This window comes from Streptomyces sp. NPDC059696, from assembly GCF_042733745.1.
Lineage (GTDB): Bacteria > Actinomycetota > Actinomycetes > Streptomycetales > Streptomycetaceae > Streptomyces.
Genome location: NZ_JBHWFG010000003.1, coordinates 1 through 17,721, shown reverse-complemented (window position 1 = coordinate 17,721; position 17,721 = coordinate 1). Strand labels below are relative to the sequence as shown.

Genomic DNA, 17,721 nt, shown 5'->3' with positions numbered 1-17,721 from the left:
GGGCCGCATGGCTGTGCGGCTCTGCGGCTGTGCGGCTGTGCGGCTGTGCGGCTGTGCCGCGTGGGCGCGATCAGCCGCGACCGACCCGATCCACGGGCACAGGATCGCAGCGTCCGGGGCCCGGTCAGGCGGGAGCCATCAGCAGCGGCCGTGCACGCTCACGGAGCTCGACCACCCGCGGCTCGTCGCCGTAGGGCTCCAGCCGGTGCAGGAGATCCTTCACGTACTCGGTGGTGCGGGCCGAGGAGATGCGCCCGGCGACCTCCACCGCCCGCACCCCCTGCTCGCACGCGGCGTCGAGGTTCCCCGACTCCAGTTCGGCGACCGCGGAGACGACCAGGCGCAGGCCGTGCGAGCGGACGAACTCCTCCGTCGGCTTCGACAGGGCCTGCTCGGTGAAGCGGCGCACCTGGCGGGGTGCCTTCAGGTCGCGGTAGCACTCGGCCGCGTCGGCGGCGAAGCGGTCGTAGGAGTAGAAGCCGAGCCAGCTCGGGTCGTTGTCGCCGGGGCGGGCCCGCTCCAGCCAGCTCTCGGCCGCCTTCAGGGCGCCGCCGGCCGCCTGGGCGTCGTTCGCGCGTGCGTGCGCGCGTGCCTCGACGAGGCGGAAGAAGCTCATGGTGCGGGCCGTCGCCAGCCCGCGGTTGCGCTCCAGGGCGGCCTGGGCGAGGTCCACGCCCTCGTCGCCGAAGCCGCGGTAGGTGGCCTGGAGGGACATGGTGGCCAGTACGTAGCCCCCGAGGGGGACGTCCGCCGCCGCCCGGGCCAGACGCAGGGCCTGGATGTAGTAGCGCTGGGCCGCTTCCTGCTGGCCCGTGTCGAAGGCCATCCAGCCGGCGAGGCGGGTGAGTTCCGCGGAGGCGCCGAAGAGGGCCCGGCCGACCTCGTCGGAGTAGGAGCCGAGCAGCAGGGGGGCCGCCTCCACCCTCAAGCACTCGGGGACCATGGACGAACGCCAGTCCCCGCCGCCGTACTTGGAGTCCCAGCGCCGCGCGTCCTCGGCGGCCTCGCGCAGCTTCTGTACGTCGCTGTGGCCGACTTTGAGCGGTGCGCCGGAGCCCTCACCGGGGCCCACGTCACGCGCGACCGAACTGTCGGCCGGGGTTATCAGCCATCGTGAGGCGGGCGTTGCGTATGCGCTCACCGCGAACGATCCGGCGAGCGACTGCCAGATGCCGCCGGAGCCGGCCCGGCGGCCCGCGAGGTCGAGGCGGTACAGGTCGGTCGCCGAGCGCACCGCCTGACCCACGTCCCGGGGGAAGGCGAGGCCGACCTCGGGTGCGGGGTCAGCGTCCGCGAGGCCGATCTCGTGCAGCGGCACCGGGCGGCCGAGCTTCTGGCCGATGGCGGCGGCGATGAGGTGCGGGGCGGCGCCCTGCGGCACCATGCCCTTCGACACCCAGCGCGCCACCGACGTCTTGTCGTAGCGAAGCGTCAGGCCGCGCTGGGCGCCAAGGTCGTTGACGCGCCGGGCGAGGCCCGCGTTGGAGATTCCCGCGAGGGCGAGAACGGCGCCGAGTTTTTCGTTCGGCCCGCGTTGCTCCCTGGACATGCGCCACCCCTCGACACAGACGGCTGCCGCACTGGCATAACCACGCGGCATTCGTAAACCCAGCGTAGTTCGCCGCATCCCAAGCGTTAAGGGGCATTGTTCCGGTTGGCGGGATTGTGGTCCGTACTGAAGTGCGGTTCAGATACGGGCTGTTGCGACGTGCTCCCACTGTGTGGCCGTGCGCCTGTCCGTGCGCTCTTCTCCGGCCATCGCGGGAGCGGTTCCATGGTCGTTGCGTGGGTCGGCCCGCTGTACTGGATCCAGTGGGCTGGGGGACACCGCCGCCTACATCCCCGCGGGCGGCGGAACGGTCCGGGAGGCGTGCTCCGTCTCCCGGACTGCGCGATCGAGTGACGGAGTGCGGAGCCTGCACGGAGCGTGTTCGAAGCCGCGTGCGGAATGGCGATTTGGCCGAAAACAGACCCTGCCGGTCACCGGGTATCAGGGCTCCGACCATGGCAGTTGAGGGCGCTCGGGGCGCGATCGGGGCGCGTTGCGGGGGCGCATTCGCGTCGCAGTCGTACTGCAGACATGTCGCTGGCGTGCCTTGATTCCTCGCCGCTTCTTGTGTGCTGTGCGTGCGTGCTGCTGTGTGTGCGCTGCTTCTTGCGCGCTGCTTCCCGTGGCTGCTCCTTCCTGGCGGCTTCTTGTGCGCTGCTTCCCGTTGACCGCTTCCCGTTCGCTGCTTCTTCCTCGCGGCTTCTTGGGCGCTGCTTCTTCCTCGCGGCATCTTGCGCGCTGCTTGTTGTTCGCCGCTTTCCGATCTTCCGTCGGTCTTCCGTCCCGTCTTGCGGCCGGGCGTCGTAGGTTCGTCCGGCTTTCCGCCCGGATCTTCTTGTGGTGCGCGGGTGTTCGGGGTGTTCGCGGCGGTGCGGGCGGCTCCGCCGGGGCGCATTCAGCGGAGCGCAAGCGGCGTCGGCACCCTCTGGAACGCTTCCTTCATGGCAGCATGGTGAACCGGTTCGTGCGGTGCACTGGTTGTCCACAGCCTGTGGAGGCGGCGATGCGGTGGTTGGTGGGATGGAGCAGCACCGCCGCGGGAGCCGTCGCTGCCGGTTCGGCGGGGGCGACCGGCAGCGAGGGCGAGACGTTGCACCCGGTGGGGTCCCAACTCCTGTGGGGCGACCCCGATCCCCTGTGGGCGGTCGGCGACTGGCGCCCCGACGAGGTGCGTGTCGTGAAGGCCGACGACCACACCAGGATCGCCGTCCTCGGCATCTGCGGCGCCACCGACGAGCAGTTGCGCGTCGCGCTGTTCGCCGCGCGCGGCGGCGCCCTGCGGCATCTGACCGCGTGGCCGGGCAGCTACACCGCGATCGTCCAGGTCGGCAGGCGGATCACCGTCTGCGGTGATCTCGCGGGCGTGCGGCCGGTGTTCCACACGCCGTGGGCCGGCGGCACGGCGTACGCGACCGCCGCGTTGCCGCTGGCCGACCTCATCGAGGCCAACCTCGACTTCGGGCATCTGGCCGCGCTGCTGGCGGCGCCCGATGTGCCCGCCGCGCTGCACGACTCCACGCCGTACGACGGCGTGAAGCGCATTCCGCCCGGGCATGCCCTCATCCTGCGCGCCGGGGCGCGCGAGATCGCCGGGTACGAGCCGGTCGCCTCACTCGCCGTGGCGGCGCCCCCGGCCGATCCCGACAGCGCGGTCGACGCGGTGCGCGACGCGCTCGTCGAGGCCGTACGGACGCGGCTGTCGGCGCCGCGGCACGTCCCCGGCGCCGACATAGACCCCGGGCCCGTCCCCGGCATGGGGCCCGCCGAGCGGCGCGCCGCGCGCGGGATGCCGGTGCCGGGGATCGGCGCGGACCTGTCCGGCGGTCCTGCCTCCGGGGCGCTGGCGCTGCTCGCCGCGGGCCTGCCCGGGATGCCGGGCACGGTACTGGGGCACGGCACGGGCGCGGGGGAGCGGCTGCTGGCCGTCACGTTCAACGACCTCACCGTCAAGGGCCGCGAGGCCGAACTGGAGCGGGCGGGCGCCCTGGCCGCGAACCCGCGGCTGCACCACGTCGTCGTGGCGGGCGACGAGGGGACCCTTCCGTACGCCGACCTGGACGGGCCCCTCACGGACGAACCCGGGCCGTGCCTGGTGTCCGCGGCCCGTCATCGGGCCCGGCTGGCGGCGGGCAGCGCCGACCACTTCACGGGCTACGGCGCGCGCCAGGTCCTGGACGCCCACCCCGCGCGCCTGGCCGACCTTCTGATGGACCGCCGGCGGCGGCATCTCGTGCGGCCGGTCGCCGCGCTGGCCAAGGCCGACGGGTCGGTGCTGGTGCCCGCGCGCGTGTACGCGGCTGCGCGGCGGTTGTCCCGCACGCCGTACCGGTCGGGCCTGGAGAGCCTCGCCGAGCGTCTGCTCGACCCCCGCAGCGACGACGGGCTCGACGCGCCCGGGGGTGCGCTGGACGCCTCGCTCGCCGCGCTGACGTGGGGAAGACCCGGGCCGGCGGCGCGCTGGCTGACCGGTGAGGCACTGGCTGAAGTATCGGTTCGTCTTCAGGCGTCGACCCACCGGTCGGAACTGGTCGGGCCGGGACAGCGGCCGGGGGACTTCCGCGCGCGGGCGACGCTGGCGCGGCACGCGGCGGACCTGCGGGTGCTGGAACAGGCGGCGGAGGTCCGATTCCAGCGGCTGCACGCGCCGTTCCTCGACAACCAGGTCGTCCGCGCGGCCCGTGCCCTGCCCGAGGCGCTGCGGGTGCGGCCCGGGGCACGGGCGGCGATCCTGCGCACGGTGCTGGAGGGGGCAGGCGTGCGGGAACTGCCGCCCGGCTGGGGTGCGCCGAGTCAGGCGAGCGCGGCGGCCGCGGAGCGTACGGGGCTGCGGGTGGCGGCGGACTCCCTGGTCGCACTGTTCGACACCCCGCTGCTGGCGGAGGCGGGGCTGGTCGAGGCCCGCGTGGTCCGCAAGGCGCTGCGCGGCGCGGCGGCGGGCGAACCCCTCCCCCTGGACGGTCTCGCGGACCTGGTCTCCCTGGAACTGTGGCTGCGCCGCCTGCTCGCCCGCCGAGGCACCTGCTGGACGGGCACACCGGCCCGCCAGCGCGCCGTCCCGGCGGGCATCGCCCCGCAGCGGGGGGCGCTGGGGGCGGGGGCCGGTGGGGGGCGTCGGGTGTAGGGGGCGGGTGGGGGTGCGCTTGCCCTTCGTCGCGTGAGGCCGGGTGGGGTGTGCTTCCTTGCGTGTCGCCGGGTGGGGGTGCGGGTCTTCGCGTGTCGCCGGGTGGGGGGTGCTTGTTCGCGTGTCGCCCGGTGGGGGTGCGGGGCTTCGTGTGACGCCGAGTGGGGGTGCGCGTCTTCGCCCATCGCCGGGTGGTGGGTCGGGGCCGCGTCGGGGGGTGTCCGTCCTCGGAACGGCGCGATGGGGTTGCGTACCGACTGACTGGCGTTGACGCGCCAACCGCTGCGGGCGGACACCCCCCGACACGTCCCCTTGCGCACGATGGCGGGTGCTGGTGCGTGGGGGCTGCCGCCCCAGCTGCGGGCAGTCGTGCCGTTGGGGCGGCACGGGTGGGCGTGGGTCGAGCGGAGCCGAGAGCTTGGGGGAGGCACCACGTTCCGCCGGGCTGCGGACCCACCCGGCCCCCAGCGACAGCGCCGTGCACCGACCCCCGAGCCACGCCCCGAGTCGAAAACCCACTGCTCCTCGCCGCTGCCCCGGTGACAATGACCCCGTGCGGTACAGAATCCTGGGCGTCACCACGGCAGAGGACGAGGACGGCACGGTCGTACCCGTCGGCGGTCCCCGGCTCCGCGCACTGCTCACCGCTCTCGCCCTGCGCCCCTCCCGGGTCGTCACCCCCGGGACGCTGATCGACGAGGTCTGGGCGGAGGATCCGCCGCAGGACGCCCCCGCCGCCCTCCAGGCCCTGGTCGGCCGCCTCCGCAGGGCCCTCGGCAGGGACGCCGTCACCTCCGAGACCGGCGGCTACCGGCTCGTCGCCACCGGGGACGACATCGACCTGCACGTCTTCGAACGGCTCGTCCGGCAGGGCACCGACGCCCTCGCCGGTGGCGACCCCGCCCTGGCGGAACGGCACCTCGACGCCGCCCTCGCCCTCTGGCACGGCCCCGCCCTCGCCGATCTCCCCGACCGCTCCGCCGCCGCCCGCCCGGAAGCCAGGCGTCTGGAGGCGACCCGGGCCAGGGCGGAGGCCCGGCTACGGCTCGGCCGCGCAGCGGACGTCGTACCGGAACTGCGGCAGCTGACCGCCGTACACCCCTACGACGAACCGCTGCACGCCCTCCTCATCCGCGCCCTGCGCGACAGCGGGCGGGAGGCCGACGCGCTCACCGCGTACGAGGGTGTCCGCCGGGCCCTGGCCGAAGGACTCGGCACCGACCCCGGCCCCGAACTGCGCGCCCTGCACGCCGATCTGCTCGCCCCCGCCCCGGGGGACGAGAAGCCACCGCCCGTTCCGCCGGAGCGCGAGCGCACCCGCCCCGGGACCATCCGCCCCCGGCTGACCTCTTTCGTCGGCCGGGAACCCGAGATCGACGCCATCCGTTCCGACCTGCACAGGGCCCGTCTCGTCACCCTCACCGGACCGGGCGGCTCCGGAAAGACCCGCCTCGCCGAGGAAGCCGCCGCCGGGCTCCCGCAGGCATGGCTGGCCGAGCTCGCCCCGCTCGACCGGCCGGAGGCGGTTCCGGGAGCGGTGGTCAGTGCGCTCGGTCTGCGCGAGACCGTGCTGATGACCAGCGAGCTCACCGCCGTGCAGGACGACCCCGTCGGGCTGCTCGTGGAGTTCTGCGCGTCGCGTGACCTCCTGCTGATCCTCGACAACTGCGAACACGTCATCGGAGCCGCCGCCCACCTGGCGGAGACCCTGCTGACCCGCTGCCCGGGGCTCACGGTCCTGGCCACCAGCCGTGAACCCCTGGGCGTGCCGGGTGAGGTGGTCCGCCCGGTCGAGCCCCTGCGCCCCGACCACGCCCGCCGGCTGTTCGCGGAGCGCGCCACCGCCGTCCGTCCGGACGCGCGGGCCGTGCTCCGCGACGAGCAGGCGGTGGCCGAGATCTGCCGGCGGCTGGACGGTCTGCCGCTCGCCATCGAGCTGGCGGCGGCCCGGCTGCGGCTGCTCACCCCCCGGCAGATCGCCGACCGCCTCGACGACCGCTTCCGTCTCCTGACCTCCGGCAGCCGTACGGTCCTCCCCCGCCAGCAGACCCTGCGCGCCGTCGTCGACTGGTCCTGGGACCTGCTCGACGACGCCGAGCGGACGATGCTGCGCGAGGTGTCCGTGTTCGCGGGCGGCTGGGACCTCGGGGCGGCCGAGGCCGTGTGCTCCGGGCCCGCCGCCGAGCTGATCGGGGCCCTCGTCGACAAGTCCCTCGTCGTGGCGACGCCCGGCGATGACGACGGCGCCCTGGGCATGCGGTACCGGATGCTGGAGACCATCCACGAGTACGCCGTCGAGCGCGCCGCCGACGACCCGCCCACGCGCGCCGCCGCCGAGCGTCGGCACCGCGCGTGGGCGCGTGCGCTCGCCGAGCGGGCCGATCCGCAGCTGCGCTCCGCCGCGCAACTGCCGTGGATATCCCGCCTGGAGACCGAGCTGGACAACATCCGTGCGGCCCTGGACCGGGCCCTCGCCGCCGGGGACGAGGCGGAGGCCGCCGCCCTCGCCGTGGCCATGGGCTGGTTCTGGTGGCTGCGCAACTACCGCCACGAGGGCGTGGAGTGGCTCGAACGGACGCTGAGGCTGGGCGCGGCCCTGGACACGACGGGCCGTGCGCCGGCCGGTGGCGAGCCTGAACCGCCCGGCCACGTCGACCACTTCCTCGGCGCGCCGGACGGGGAGGCGGGACATCCGCTGCACGCCCTGCGCATGGACGTCAGGCTGCTGCATCTGTTCTTCATGACCGAAGTGGCCCCGATGGAGACGTTCGTCGCCGAGCGGCTGCCGTACATGGAGCGGGTATGGGCCCACTACACGGAAGGCGGCCCCCACGCGGCCCGTGTCCCGGGGCTCGTCTGCCCGATCCTCTCCTCCTACCTGGGCGACCAGCGCGAGGTGCGGTCCGTCCTGGACGCCGCCGTCGCCAACTGCCGTGCCCACGGCGGTGACTGGGAGGTCTCCGTCGCCCTGATGTTCCGCGCGCACACGGTCGTCGACGGGCCCGGAAGTCTGGAAGGCGTCGACGAGGACCTCGCGGAACTGCGGGTCCTCAGCCGCCGCGCCGGTGACCGCTGGCTGCGCGCCCAGGTGTGCGGCGCGGCCGGCGAGGCCGCCATGGTGCGCAGCCGCTTCGAGGAGGCCAAGGGGGAGTACGAGGAGGCGCTCCGGCTCGCCTACGAGGTGGGCGCCTACGCCGAGTCGCCGTTCCTCATCACCCGGCTCGCCGAGATCGCCTACCGTGCGGGCGACCGGCCGGCCGCACGATCCGCGCTGGACGAGGCCACCGTCGCCGCCGAGCGGTACGGCGTACGGGACTCCAAGGCGTACATCCTGCTGATGCGCACCCAGATGGCCTTCGAGGACGGGCACACCGGCCGGGCCCGGGAGTGGTGGAAGGAGGCTCTGGCCAACACCGCCCCCGGCACAACGCCCCCGCAGTTCACGGTGATGCTGGGCCTGCTCGACGCGGCGATCAGCGCCAAGGAGTCCGGGCCGCGCTCCGGTCTGGCCAAAGCCACCGAAGCCCTGCGCGAGGCGGTGGAGAAGCGGTGCTCGGACGTCGTCCGGGCGACGGTCGTGGACGGCGCGGCGGGACTGCTGGCCGACCTCGGTGACTTCCCGCGGGCGGCCCGGCTGCTCGGCACCGGCGACCACTGGCGGTCCGGCCGCCCCCGCTCCGTCCCGGAGATCCCCCCGGCCGAACGTGCCGAGGCCGCTGTCCGTGCCGCTCTGGGCCGTGCCCCCTGCGAGGCGGAGCGCGCCCGGGGCGCGGCCCTCACCGCCGACGACGTCCTGCGCGAGCTCGACGAGGCGTGCGCCGTGTACACCGTAGGCCGGGTGACCTGAACCGCCCTGCGCTCAGGGTCCGTTCACGTGAGCGTGCCCCTCAGCCGCAGGTGAACCCGGACTGTGCCCAGTCCACCGGCATCAGGTGGTCGAGGACGCTGCGCGGTTCCACCACCAGCCGGACCGTGCTGCGGCCGGTGAGGTTCACGTGGACGGGCACGGCCGCGTCGCCGCCCTTCACCAGCGGGGACCGCCACAGCCTGGTCCCGTCGGCGTACACGGAGAAGCGCACGGCACCGAGCCTCAGTGTCATGTCGTCCACTCCCACGAGCGCGTCGTACGACGAGCAGGAGCGGTTGAGGTCGATGGTGACGGACGAGCGGCCGTGCACGGTGACGCCGTGGACGTACCGCTCGCCGCCGACCCGCAGGCCGGACCGCTTCCACACCCAGCTGCTCGACGCGATCCGCATCTCGGGCTTCGTGCCGTCGCCGCTGATGTCGTACGACAGCTCGCTCCACTGGTAGACGGCCGGGGCGGGCGGGGCCGGTGAGGGAGTGGGCGTCGGTGTGCCGGCGGGCGGGGGCGTCGGCCGGGGGGACGTGGGCGGGCGGGACGTCCGGGTGGGACTCGGGGACGGGGGCGTCGGGCCCGGACCCTTGCCCGGGGTGGTGCTGGTGGCCCCTGCCGGTGACCGTGACGGTGTGGGTGCGGGTGCCCCGGGGCGCGGCGGCACGATCCCCGAGGGGCCCGGGCGCGGACCGGTCGCGGGCGGGGAGGGGGACGGCGTGGGCTCACCGGGGCGCACGACCGACGACGGGGGAGGGGAGGCGGGGCCGGCCTTGGCCTCGTCCTTCGGCTTGTCGTTGCCGGCCAGTGCCATCACCACCGCCGCCACGACACCGACGGCGACCACCCCGGCCGCGATACCGGCCTTCAGCGGCGCCCCGATCCCCTCGGAGACCGCCGCACCGCCCCCGGTCCCGGACGCACCGCCTCCGGCCGCACTGCCACTCGCAGCGGCCGTGCCACCGGCCGAACTCCCCGCCGTAGCTGCGGCCCCCGCCGCCCCGGCCGCTCCCGCACCTCCGGCGATGAGCCCGGCGGCCTTGGCGTACCCGGCGGCCCCGAACCAGCCGACGACGGCGACCGGCACGACGGCCGGGATACCGCCGGCGACCTCTTCGATCTGCAGTGCGGCCAGACGGCACTTCGCGCATTCCTCCAGGTGCTTGCGCAGGCCCCGCTCGGCCCGGGTGCGCAGCCGCCCGCGGGCGTAGGTGCCCAGCTGGTCGGCGTAGCGTGCGCACTCCTCGTCGCCGGTGAGCGTGGCGCTGACGTGCGCCTGGAGATAGGCCTGCTTGAGGCCCTCGCGGGCCCGGCTGGCGAGGACGCGTGTGCCGTTGGCGTCCAGCCCGAACAGCGTGGCGACCTCGCTGGGGGACTCGTCCTCGACCTCGGTGTGCCACAGCACGGCCTGCCAGCGCTCCGGCAGCGACCGGAACGCCCGCATGGCCATGGACTGTTCGGCCTCGTGCATCGCCCTTACGTCCGCGCCGAGTTCGAGCGTGTCGTCACCGGACCCGTCGGGCCCGTGCGCGGACTGGGCGGCGAACACGGCGAAATCGTCGACGAGCTGTTCGCGCCGTGCCGACCTCGTCCAGGCAGCGGCGACGCGCCGGACGGAGGTGAGCAGATAGGCGCGGACGGCATGGGTGGGACCGGCGCCGCCGCGCACGGCCTGGAGCATCCGGGCGAAGACCTCGGCGGTCAGGTCGTCCGCGGTGTGGGCGTCACGGCAGCAGGTGCGCGCATACCGGCGCACGGCCTGCGCATGGCGCCGGTACAGCTCCTCGTACGCCGTGTCGTCACCCGCGCGCATCCGGTCGATGAGCCCGGCGTCGGAGGGTGGCAGCTCGGACGGCAGCTCGGGCGGCAGGGCGCCGTCCTCACGCCGGGTGCGCTGGGCCGGGACCGAGCTGTCGGCCGGGTGCCCGGCGGGCGGCACGCTCGCGCGTCCCCCCTGCGGCGGCACCTGCGGCGGGGCCGGGTCGTCGGCCGCGGCGTCGCCGTGCCCACCGCCGTTCGACTCGTCCCGCCCGTCAACGCTCATCGCGGAAAGCCCCCGGCAGCCGCCCCATCCGTCCAGACCACCGGGTCAGCGTGCCACAGGAGTTTCCGGTCAGAACCCCCGAAGTTCGGATCATCACTCATCCGTGGGGACTTGCCGCACGGCAGTACTGGCCGTCACTCGTCCGGGGAAGACACGGAGGCGCCGTCGCGCTCCGGGCCCGGGCGTCGCGCCCGGGCCCGGAGCCCCCGGGCCCGGGGCTCGCCCGCCCCGGATCCCGGTGACGGCGGTTCACGCCGGTCGCGAGCGCAGACCCTCCAGCAGGATGTCCAGCAGCCGGGCCGACGCGGCCGCCTGGTGGGCCGCGTCCGGCAGCGAGGGCGCGGCCGTGGCGATCACCAGCAGCACATCCGACACCGACACGTCGGCCCGCAGTTCACCGGCCGCACGGGCCCGCTCCACGAGCCGGCCCACGACCTCCAGCAGCGCCGCCGTCCCGGCGTCGTCCTCGGCCGCTACCGCCGGCACCGAGGCGACGGCGACGGGCTGGTCGGGCACCAGTCGCAGCTCCGTCGTGGCCGGCTGGGTCCGCTGCTGCGGCACCCGCGGCCCACCGGCGCCGTCCTCGACCGAGACCCGCAGCACCTGAGGCGGCAGCAGCCGCCCCGCGCCGGAGGCCACCGACGTCCGCAGGAAGCGCGAGAGCGCCGACCACGGCTCGTCCTCCTGCCCGAGCGCCACCCGCGCCTGGTCGGTGAGCCGGGAGGTCTCCTCCTCGGCTATCCGCCGCACGAGGACGTCCTTGCTCGGGAACCGCCGGTACACCGTGCCCACGCCGACCCGCGCGCGTCGCGCCACGTCCTCCATCGGCGCGCCGTACCCCAGCTCGCCGAAGACCTCACGCGCCGCGCGCAGCACGTGCTCCAGATTGCGCTGAGCGTCCACGCGCAGCGGCGTCGTCCGCGACCCGTCGCGTCCGCCGCCCGCCGCCGCGCTCATCGTCATACCGCCCGCCGCCACTGCGGACGCGGGCGACCAATGAGAGTCCTGAACATGCATAAGCATTCCCCCGGTAATGACGTCTCCCCCCGGAGACTCCCCGCCATTCGATGCCGGGACGCGGGAACCGGCCCGTCCGCGGCCCGCCCGTCGCGGACCCCGTGAGCACATCCCCCTACACCCCGTCGACACACGAACATAGTTGAGAGGGAGTCAATTCAGAAGGGGCAGGTTCCGCACGGAGCGCCCACCGATCGGAGTACGGGCCGCATACGTCCCGAATGTGCCCCCGCGCGCCCCCTGCGCCACCCCTTCTGACCTGCGCGAATGCCGCGCAGGTCGCGAATCCGGCCAACTCCGCGCCCTCTCCCGCCCCGGTCACACAATTCGTCGAGGCTGTGGACAAACGCAAGCGACGGGTGCGTCATGGGATGGTGAAGGAACGTGCGCGCATTCTCGTTGTCGGTGGCGGCTACGTCGGGATGTACACGGCCCTGCGCCTGCAGCGCAGACTGAAACGGGAGCTGGACCGGGGCGAGGTGGAGATCACCGTCGTCACCCCCGACCCGTACATGACCTACCAGCCGTTCCTCCCCGAGGCCGCCGCGGGCGCCATCTCCCCCCGGCACGTCGTCGTACCGCTGCGCCGCGTCCTCGACCGGTGCCGGATCCTGATCGGCGAGGCCACCGCCGTCGACCACGCGAAACGCACCGCCACCGTCACCACCCTCGCCACCGAGGAGGAGGGCACGGGCGGCCGGCGGCTGTCCTACGACGAGCTCGTCCTCGCCCCCGGTTCGGTCTCGCGCACCCTGCCGGTCCCGGGCCTGGCCGACCACGGCATCGGCTTCAAGACCGTCGAGGAGGCCATCGGCCTGCGCAACCACGTCATCGAGCAAATGGACATCGCCTCCTCCACCCGCGACCCCGGCATCCGCGACGCGGCCCTCACCTTCGTCTTCGTCGGCGGCGGTTTCGCGGGCGTGGAGGCCCTCGGCGAACTCGAGGACATGGCCCGCTACGCCGCGCGGTACTACCACAACGTCCAGCCCGAGGACATGAAGTGGATCCTCGTCGAGGCCTCGGAGCGCATCCTGCCCGAGGTCGGCGAGGAGATGGGCCGCTACACCGTCACCGAGCTGCGCCGCCGCAACATCGACGTCCGCCTCGAGACCCGGCTGGAGTCCTGCGCCGACCGGGTCGCCGTCCTCAGCGACGGTGCCCGCTTCCCCACCCGCACGGTCGTCTGGACGGCGGGTGTGAAACCCCACCCGGTGCTCGCCGCGTCCGACCTGCCCCGCAACGGCCGCGGCCGCCTGACGTGCACGGCGGAACTGGCGGTCGACGGCGCACCACACGCGTGGGCCGCGGGGGACGCCGCCGCCGTCCCCGACGTCACGGCCGGGGAACCGGGCCGCGAGTGCGCCCCCAACGCCCAGCACGCGGTCCGCCAGGCCAAGGTCCTCGCCGACAACATCGTGCACTCCCTGCGCGGCGAACCACTGGAGACGTACGAACACGCCTACGCCGGCTCGGTCGCCTCCCTGGGCCTGCACAAGGGCGTCGCCCACGTCTACGGACGCAAGCTCAAGGGCTACCCCGCCTGGTTCATGCACCGCGCCTACCACCTCAGCCGCGTGCCCACCTTCAACCGCAAGGCGCGGGTGCTGGCCGAATGGACCCTGGCCGGTCTGTTCAAACGGGAGATCGTCTCCCTGGGTTCACTCGAACACCCCCGGGCGGAGTTCGAACTCGCGGCCGGTGGAAAGCCTTCTCTCGACCCCCCGCACAACCCGAAGGGGTCGTCCTGACCGGACCCAGGAACTCCTGCGGCCGGCCCGGCGTCTGACGGATGTCGGTCCGGTCCGCGCCCTGCCAGACTGGTCCACCACCGCGGGCTCGCCACCACGCGCCCCGGTGCGGGCCCCTCGGGGCCCCGGCCGGTCCCGGTGCCGGCCGCCGACCACTACACGAGGCAAGGATTCGTGAACTTCACGCGCTGGAGCGCCCGGCTCCCCGGAACGCAGCGCCGCGCCGCAGCGCGGACCGAGCAGACGGCCTCCCCGGACCGGCGGGGGGACGGCTCCGTACCGGCCGCCCGCGCCGAACACCTGACCGACGGGGCACCGTCCGTTCCCGCCGTCGACGACCTGCGGGTGCGCGAGGTCCTCGACCGCGCCCCGTCCCTCGTCGCCCTGGTCCACGGCCCCGAGCACCGCATCGCCTACGTCAACGACGCCTACACGAGCGCCTTCGGCATCCGCCCCCTGGGCGAGCGCGCCCGCGAGGCCCTCCCCGAACTGGACGCCCTCGGTCTGTTCCCCCTCCTGGACCAGGTCCAGCGCAGCGGCAAACCCCGTACGGTCAAGTCCCGCAAGGCCCCCGACGGCCGCTCCTACACCTTCACCTGCACCCCGGTCGCCCAGGGCGACGGCAAGGGCGGCAGCGACGGCCGCGGCGTCCTCGTCTTCGCCACCGACGTCACCGACCACGCCGAAGCCGCCGAGCGCCTGCGCGCCAGTGAGCGCCGCCAGCGCGAAACGGCCGTCACCCTCCAGCGCTCCCTGCTCCCCCAGGAGCTCGAACAGCCCGACGACCTGCGCATCGCCGCCACCTACCACCCCGGCGGCACCGAAGCCGCGGTCGGCGGCGACTGGTACGACGTCATCACCCTGGGCGGCGGCCGCACGGCCCTGGTCATCGGGGACGTCATGGGCAGGGGCGTGCGCGCGGCGGCCGTCATGGGCCAGCTCCGCACGGCGGTCCGCGCCTACGCCCGCCTCGACCTCCCCCCGCACGAGGTGCTCCAGCTCCTGGACGGCCTGGCCGCCGAGATCGACGCCAACCAGATCGCCACCTGCGCGTACGCCATCCACGACCCCAACGAGGGCAAGCTGATCTACTCCTCGGCTGGCCACCTCCCGATCCTCGTCCGCGACGAGAACGGCACGGTCCTGCGCGCCGAGGAACCCACCGGCCCCCCGCTCGGCACCGGCGGCTGGATGCACGCCTCGGGCTCGATCCCCCTCGCCCCCGGCTCCACGGCCGTCCTCTACACGGACGGCCTGGTCGAGCGGCGCGACGCCGACCTGGACGAGGGCATCGCCGCCCTGGAACGCGCCCTGGCCGGCGCCACCGGAACCCCCCAGGTCGTCTGCGACCGCCTGGTCCGCTCCGCCGGAGTGACACCCGACCACGACGACGACGTGGCCGTCCTGGTCCTCCAGCACCCCGCCCGCACGGGAGCGGACGGCGAGCTGTTCCGCAACGCCGCCCTGGAACTGCTCGGCGGCGTCGAAGCGGCCCCCCGCGCGCGTGCCTTCGCCTCCGGCGTCCTGACCAGCTGGCGCTTTCCCCCCGACCTGCACGACCTGGGCGTCCTGGCCACCAGCGAACTCGTCGCCAACTCCCTCCAGCACGGCACCCCGCCGATGCGTCTGCGCCTGCGCCGCACGGACAGACGGCTGATCATCGAGGTCACCGACGGCGACGACCACCTCCCCAGACGCCGCCGCGCGGAACCGGGCGACGAATCGGGCCGCGGCATCGCCATCGTCGCCACGATCGCGTCGAACTGGGGCTGCCGCCGCACCCCCGGCGGCGGCAAGGCGGTCTGGTGCGAGTTCGCCCTGCCCCGCACCCAGACCACCTAGGGCCTGCCCTCACGGACAGGCCCTGTGCGAAGAAGCGGGGGTCAGACCTCCGCGGAAACGGGCGCCCCGCCCCGCGCCACGACCCGGCTCTTCCCGAGCCACGGCTGGTCCTGCACATCGGTCAGCTGCCGCCCCAACCGCACGGCCAGGACGGTGATCCCCAGCGAGAACATCAGGAACGCCACGATGTACGGCGCGTGCAGCGAGGCCCCCAGCGGCCCGCCCACCGCCGGACCGACGGCCAGCGCCAGCTGCTTGACCAAGGCGAACGCGGAGTTGTACTGCCCGGCCATGCCCTCCGGCGCGAGATCCGCGACCAGCGGCGCCACGGTCGGCGACAGCATCGCCTCACCCAGCCCGAACAGCGCGTACGTCGAGACGAACGCGGCCGTCGCCATCTCCTGGCTCCCGTGCCCGAGCCCCGCGTACCCGGCGACGGCCCACGCCACGGCCCAGATCAGCCCGACAGCGGCGATCACCCGCGAGCGCCGACGCCGCTCCACGAACCGCAGCACGGCGAACTGCGCGACGACGATCATCAGCGTGTTGGCCGCGAGCGCGGTCCCCAGCGCGGACGTCGAGATCCCGGCGGCCTCGACCCCGTACGCGCTCAGCCCCGACTCGAACTGCCCGTAGCAGGCGAAGAACAGCACGAACCCCAGCACGCACAGCTGCACCATGGCCCGGTTGCCCAGCAACTGCTTCCAGCTGCCCCGCCCGGCCGGGGGCGCGTCCTCGATGCGCGGCGCGTGCGGCATCCGCACGGTCGTCATCACCACGACCAGCAGCAGGAACATCGCCGCCTCGATCGCGAACAGCAGAGTGAAGGAGGCGGCGCTGGTGGTGTCGACCAGATGCCCGCCGATGAGGCCGCCGACGCCGAGCCCCAGGTTCTGCAGGAAGAACTGCATGGCGAAGGCGCGCGACCGCGTCTCCGCGGACGAGCAGTCGACGATCATCGTCGCGAGCGCCGGCTGCATCACGGCCTGCCCCGCACCCAGCAGCGAGGCCGACACCAGTACGGCGACCGCGCTGCTCGAGATCCCCAGACTGAGCGCACCCAGAGCGGCGGTGACCAGGGCGGCGAGCAACACCGGCAGCGGGCCGCGCCGGACGATGGCCCGCCCGGCGAACGGCAGCACGATCAGCGCGGCCACAGCGAAGACGGCGAGCACGAGACCCGCCGTCATGGCTCCCAGCCCTCGCACCTGCGCCACGTAGACGTACAGGTACGGGACCGTGAAGCCCAGCCCGAACGCGCTGAGTGCGTTACCCACGTGAATCCGGCGCATCGCTGCGCCCATCGCCCTGGTCACGTTCACCTCTCTCACAAGTTAGGAGTGAAGACTTCGAAACTAAAGTTCGAAGCTAAAGAGTACATACCCAAGGACTTCAAGGCAAAGAACGGGCGTGCCATACTGCGCACATGGGCGACACCGCCGGCCCCAGCGAGCCGACCCTCGAAGAGCAGATCGCCGCGTACCAGCGCGAGTTCCAGGACCTCGACCCCCAGGTCGAGCAGATCGTCTCGGCCCTCTCCCGTCTGAACCGCCGTATGAACGTCGCCTACGGACGGCAGACCTCGGCCCTCGGCATCAGCAACGCGGAGTGGGAGGTACTCAAGGCCCTCGTCCTCTCGGGAGCTCCGTACCGCCTGGGCCCCAGCGACCTCGCCAAGCGCCTCGGCCTCACGCCGGCCGCGATGACCCACAGAATCGACCGCATGGTCGCCGAATCCCTGGTGACCCGTGAGCGAGACGAGTCGAACCGCGTACGCGTGATCGTGGAGCTGACACCCGAGGGGCGAGAGAAGTGGCTGGAGGCGATGCGCCTGGCGACGGTCTTCGAGGAGGACCTCCTCCAGGACCTGTCACCGGACGAGCGCACGGCGCTGGGCGAGGTGCTCACGCGCCTACTGCGCAGGGTCGAGCACGCGCAGCCGGACGCCGGCGGACGCCTCACCGACCTGGACTGAGACCAGGACCGAAAAGATCTTGACAGGGGACGCTTGACACGCCCCTGGCGGATCCGTAGAGTTCTTCGGGTTGCCGCCGAGCCGTAACGGTTCTTCGACAGCACTTCCGCCGCAGCAGCGGCACACCAACCACCAGCTCGACCTCCCCATCAGGGTTGATTCCGGCGTGCCCGAATTCAATTCGAATTGGGACTCGACGATCTGATCGACTCCAACGGCGTCGATTTGGGAATCGCCGAGAGGACGCGCTAAGGTTGGACACGTCGGAACGGCCCAACAGCCGCAAAGACAAACCCCGCTGACCGGGGATCAGGCCGGAAAGGATCTGATAGAGTCGGAACCGCCGGAAAGGGAAACGCGAAAGCGGGAACCTGGAAAGCACCGAGGAAATCGGATCGGAAAGATCTGATAGAGTCGGAAACGCAAGACCGAAGGGAAGCGCCCGGAGGAAAGCCCGAGAGGGTGAGTACAAAGGAAGCGACCGTTCCTTGAGAACTCAACAGCGTGCCAAAAGTCAACGCCAGATATGTTGATACCCCGTCCATCGGACAACCGATGGTCGAGGT

General features: G+C 73.4%; 9 protein-coding genes. 5 read left to right on the top strand and 4 right to left on the bottom strand.

Annotated elements, in window-relative coordinates; all coding sequences use genetic code 11:
- Positions 1-124: 124 nt before the first annotated feature.
- Positions 125-1,549: a hypothetical protein gene (locus ACFV20_RS03795; RefSeq protein WP_053669959.1), complete on the bottom strand. Its 1,425-nt coding sequence runs from the start codon at positions 1,547-1,549 to the stop codon at positions 125-127.
- Positions 1,550-2,552: 1,003 nt separating this feature from the next.
- On the opposite strand from ACFV20_RS03795, the gene ACFV20_RS03790 reads away from it, so the two are divergent.
- Positions 2,553-4,670, top strand: coding sequence for an asparagine synthase-related protein (locus ACFV20_RS03790; RefSeq protein ID WP_385652007.1), 2,118 nt, complete (start codon positions 2,553-2,555; stop codon positions 4,668-4,670).
- A 553-nt stretch (positions 4,671-5,223) separates the two neighbouring features.
- Positions 5,224-8,517, top strand: coding sequence for a BTAD domain-containing putative transcriptional regulator (locus ACFV20_RS03785; protein WP_385652005.1), 3,294 nt, complete (start codon positions 5,224-5,226; stop codon positions 8,515-8,517).
- Between the two features lie 40 nt (positions 8,518-8,557).
- On the opposite strand, the gene ACFV20_RS03780 is transcribed toward ACFV20_RS03785, so the two are convergent.
- A complete protein-coding gene (locus ACFV20_RS03780) occupies positions 8,558-10,570 on the bottom strand; it encodes a sigma-70 family RNA polymerase sigma factor (protein WP_385652003.1) in 2,013 nt (670 codons plus the stop codon).
- Positions 10,571-10,819: 249 nt separating this feature from the next.
- A complete protein-coding gene (locus tag ACFV20_RS03775; RefSeq protein ID WP_385652002.1) occupies positions 10,820-11,587 on the bottom strand; it encodes a TetR/AcrR family transcriptional regulator in 768 nt (255 codons plus the stop codon).
- Between the two features lie 371 nt (positions 11,588-11,958).
- On the opposite strand from ACFV20_RS03775, the gene ACFV20_RS03770 reads away from it, so the two are divergent.
- Complete coding sequence (locus ACFV20_RS03770) at positions 11,959-13,338, top strand: NAD(P)/FAD-dependent oxidoreductase (RefSeq protein ID WP_385651999.1); 1,380 nt, start codon at positions 11,959-11,961, stop codon at positions 13,336-13,338.
- A 174-nt stretch (positions 13,339-13,512) separates the two neighbouring features.
- The gene (locus tag ACFV20_RS03765) at positions 13,513-15,180 is read left to right on the top strand and encodes a SpoIIE family protein phosphatase (protein ID WP_385651996.1); all 1,668 of its coding nucleotides are present in this window, start codon (positions 13,513-13,515) and stop codon (positions 15,178-15,180) included.
- A 41-nt stretch (positions 15,181-15,221) separates the two neighbouring features.
- On the opposite strand, the gene ACFV20_RS03760 is transcribed toward ACFV20_RS03765, so the two are convergent.
- Positions 15,222-16,484, bottom strand: a complete 1,263-nt coding sequence (locus ACFV20_RS03760) for an MFS transporter (RefSeq protein ID WP_385652525.1) — start codon at positions 16,482-16,484, stop codon at positions 15,222-15,224.
- Positions 16,485-16,606: 122 nt separating this feature from the next.
- Between ACFV20_RS03760 and ACFV20_RS03755 the strand changes: the two genes are divergently transcribed.
- Positions 16,607-17,155 carry a MarR family winged helix-turn-helix transcriptional regulator gene (locus ACFV20_RS03755; protein WP_385651994.1) on the top strand — a complete coding sequence of 183 codons (549 nt, stop codon included), beginning with the start codon at positions 16,607-16,609 and terminating at the stop codon, positions 17,153-17,155.
- The last annotated feature ends 566 nt before the right edge of the window (positions 17,156-17,721 follow it).

Bases quoted from the DNA above. Each gene is read 5' to 3' on its own strand.
- ACFV20_RS03760 (WP_385652525.1), bottom strand. From the start codon at position 16,484: ATGGGCGCAGCGATGCGCCGGATTCACGTGGGTAACGCACTCAGCGCG.
- ACFV20_RS03755 (WP_385651994.1), top strand. From the start codon at position 16,607: ATGGGCGACACCGCCGGCCCCAGCGAGCCGACCCTCGAAGAGCAGATC.
- ACFV20_RS03775 (WP_385652002.1), bottom strand. From the start codon at position 11,587: ATGCATGTTCAGGACTCTCATTGGTCGCCCGCGTCCGCAGTGGCGGCG.
- ACFV20_RS03795 (WP_053669959.1), bottom strand. From the start codon at position 1,549: ATGTCCAGGGAGCAACGCGGGCCGAACGAAAAACTCGGCGCCGTTCTC.
- ACFV20_RS03770 (WP_385651999.1), top strand. From the start codon at position 11,959: ATGGTGAAGGAACGTGCGCGCATTCTCGTTGTCGGTGGCGGCTACGTC.
- ACFV20_RS03780 (WP_385652003.1), bottom strand. From the start codon at position 10,570: ATGAGCGTTGACGGGCGGGACGAGTCGAACGGCGGTGGGCACGGCGAC.
- ACFV20_RS03790 (WP_385652007.1), top strand. From the start codon at position 2,553: ATGCGGTGGTTGGTGGGATGGAGCAGCACCGCCGCGGGAGCCGTCGCT.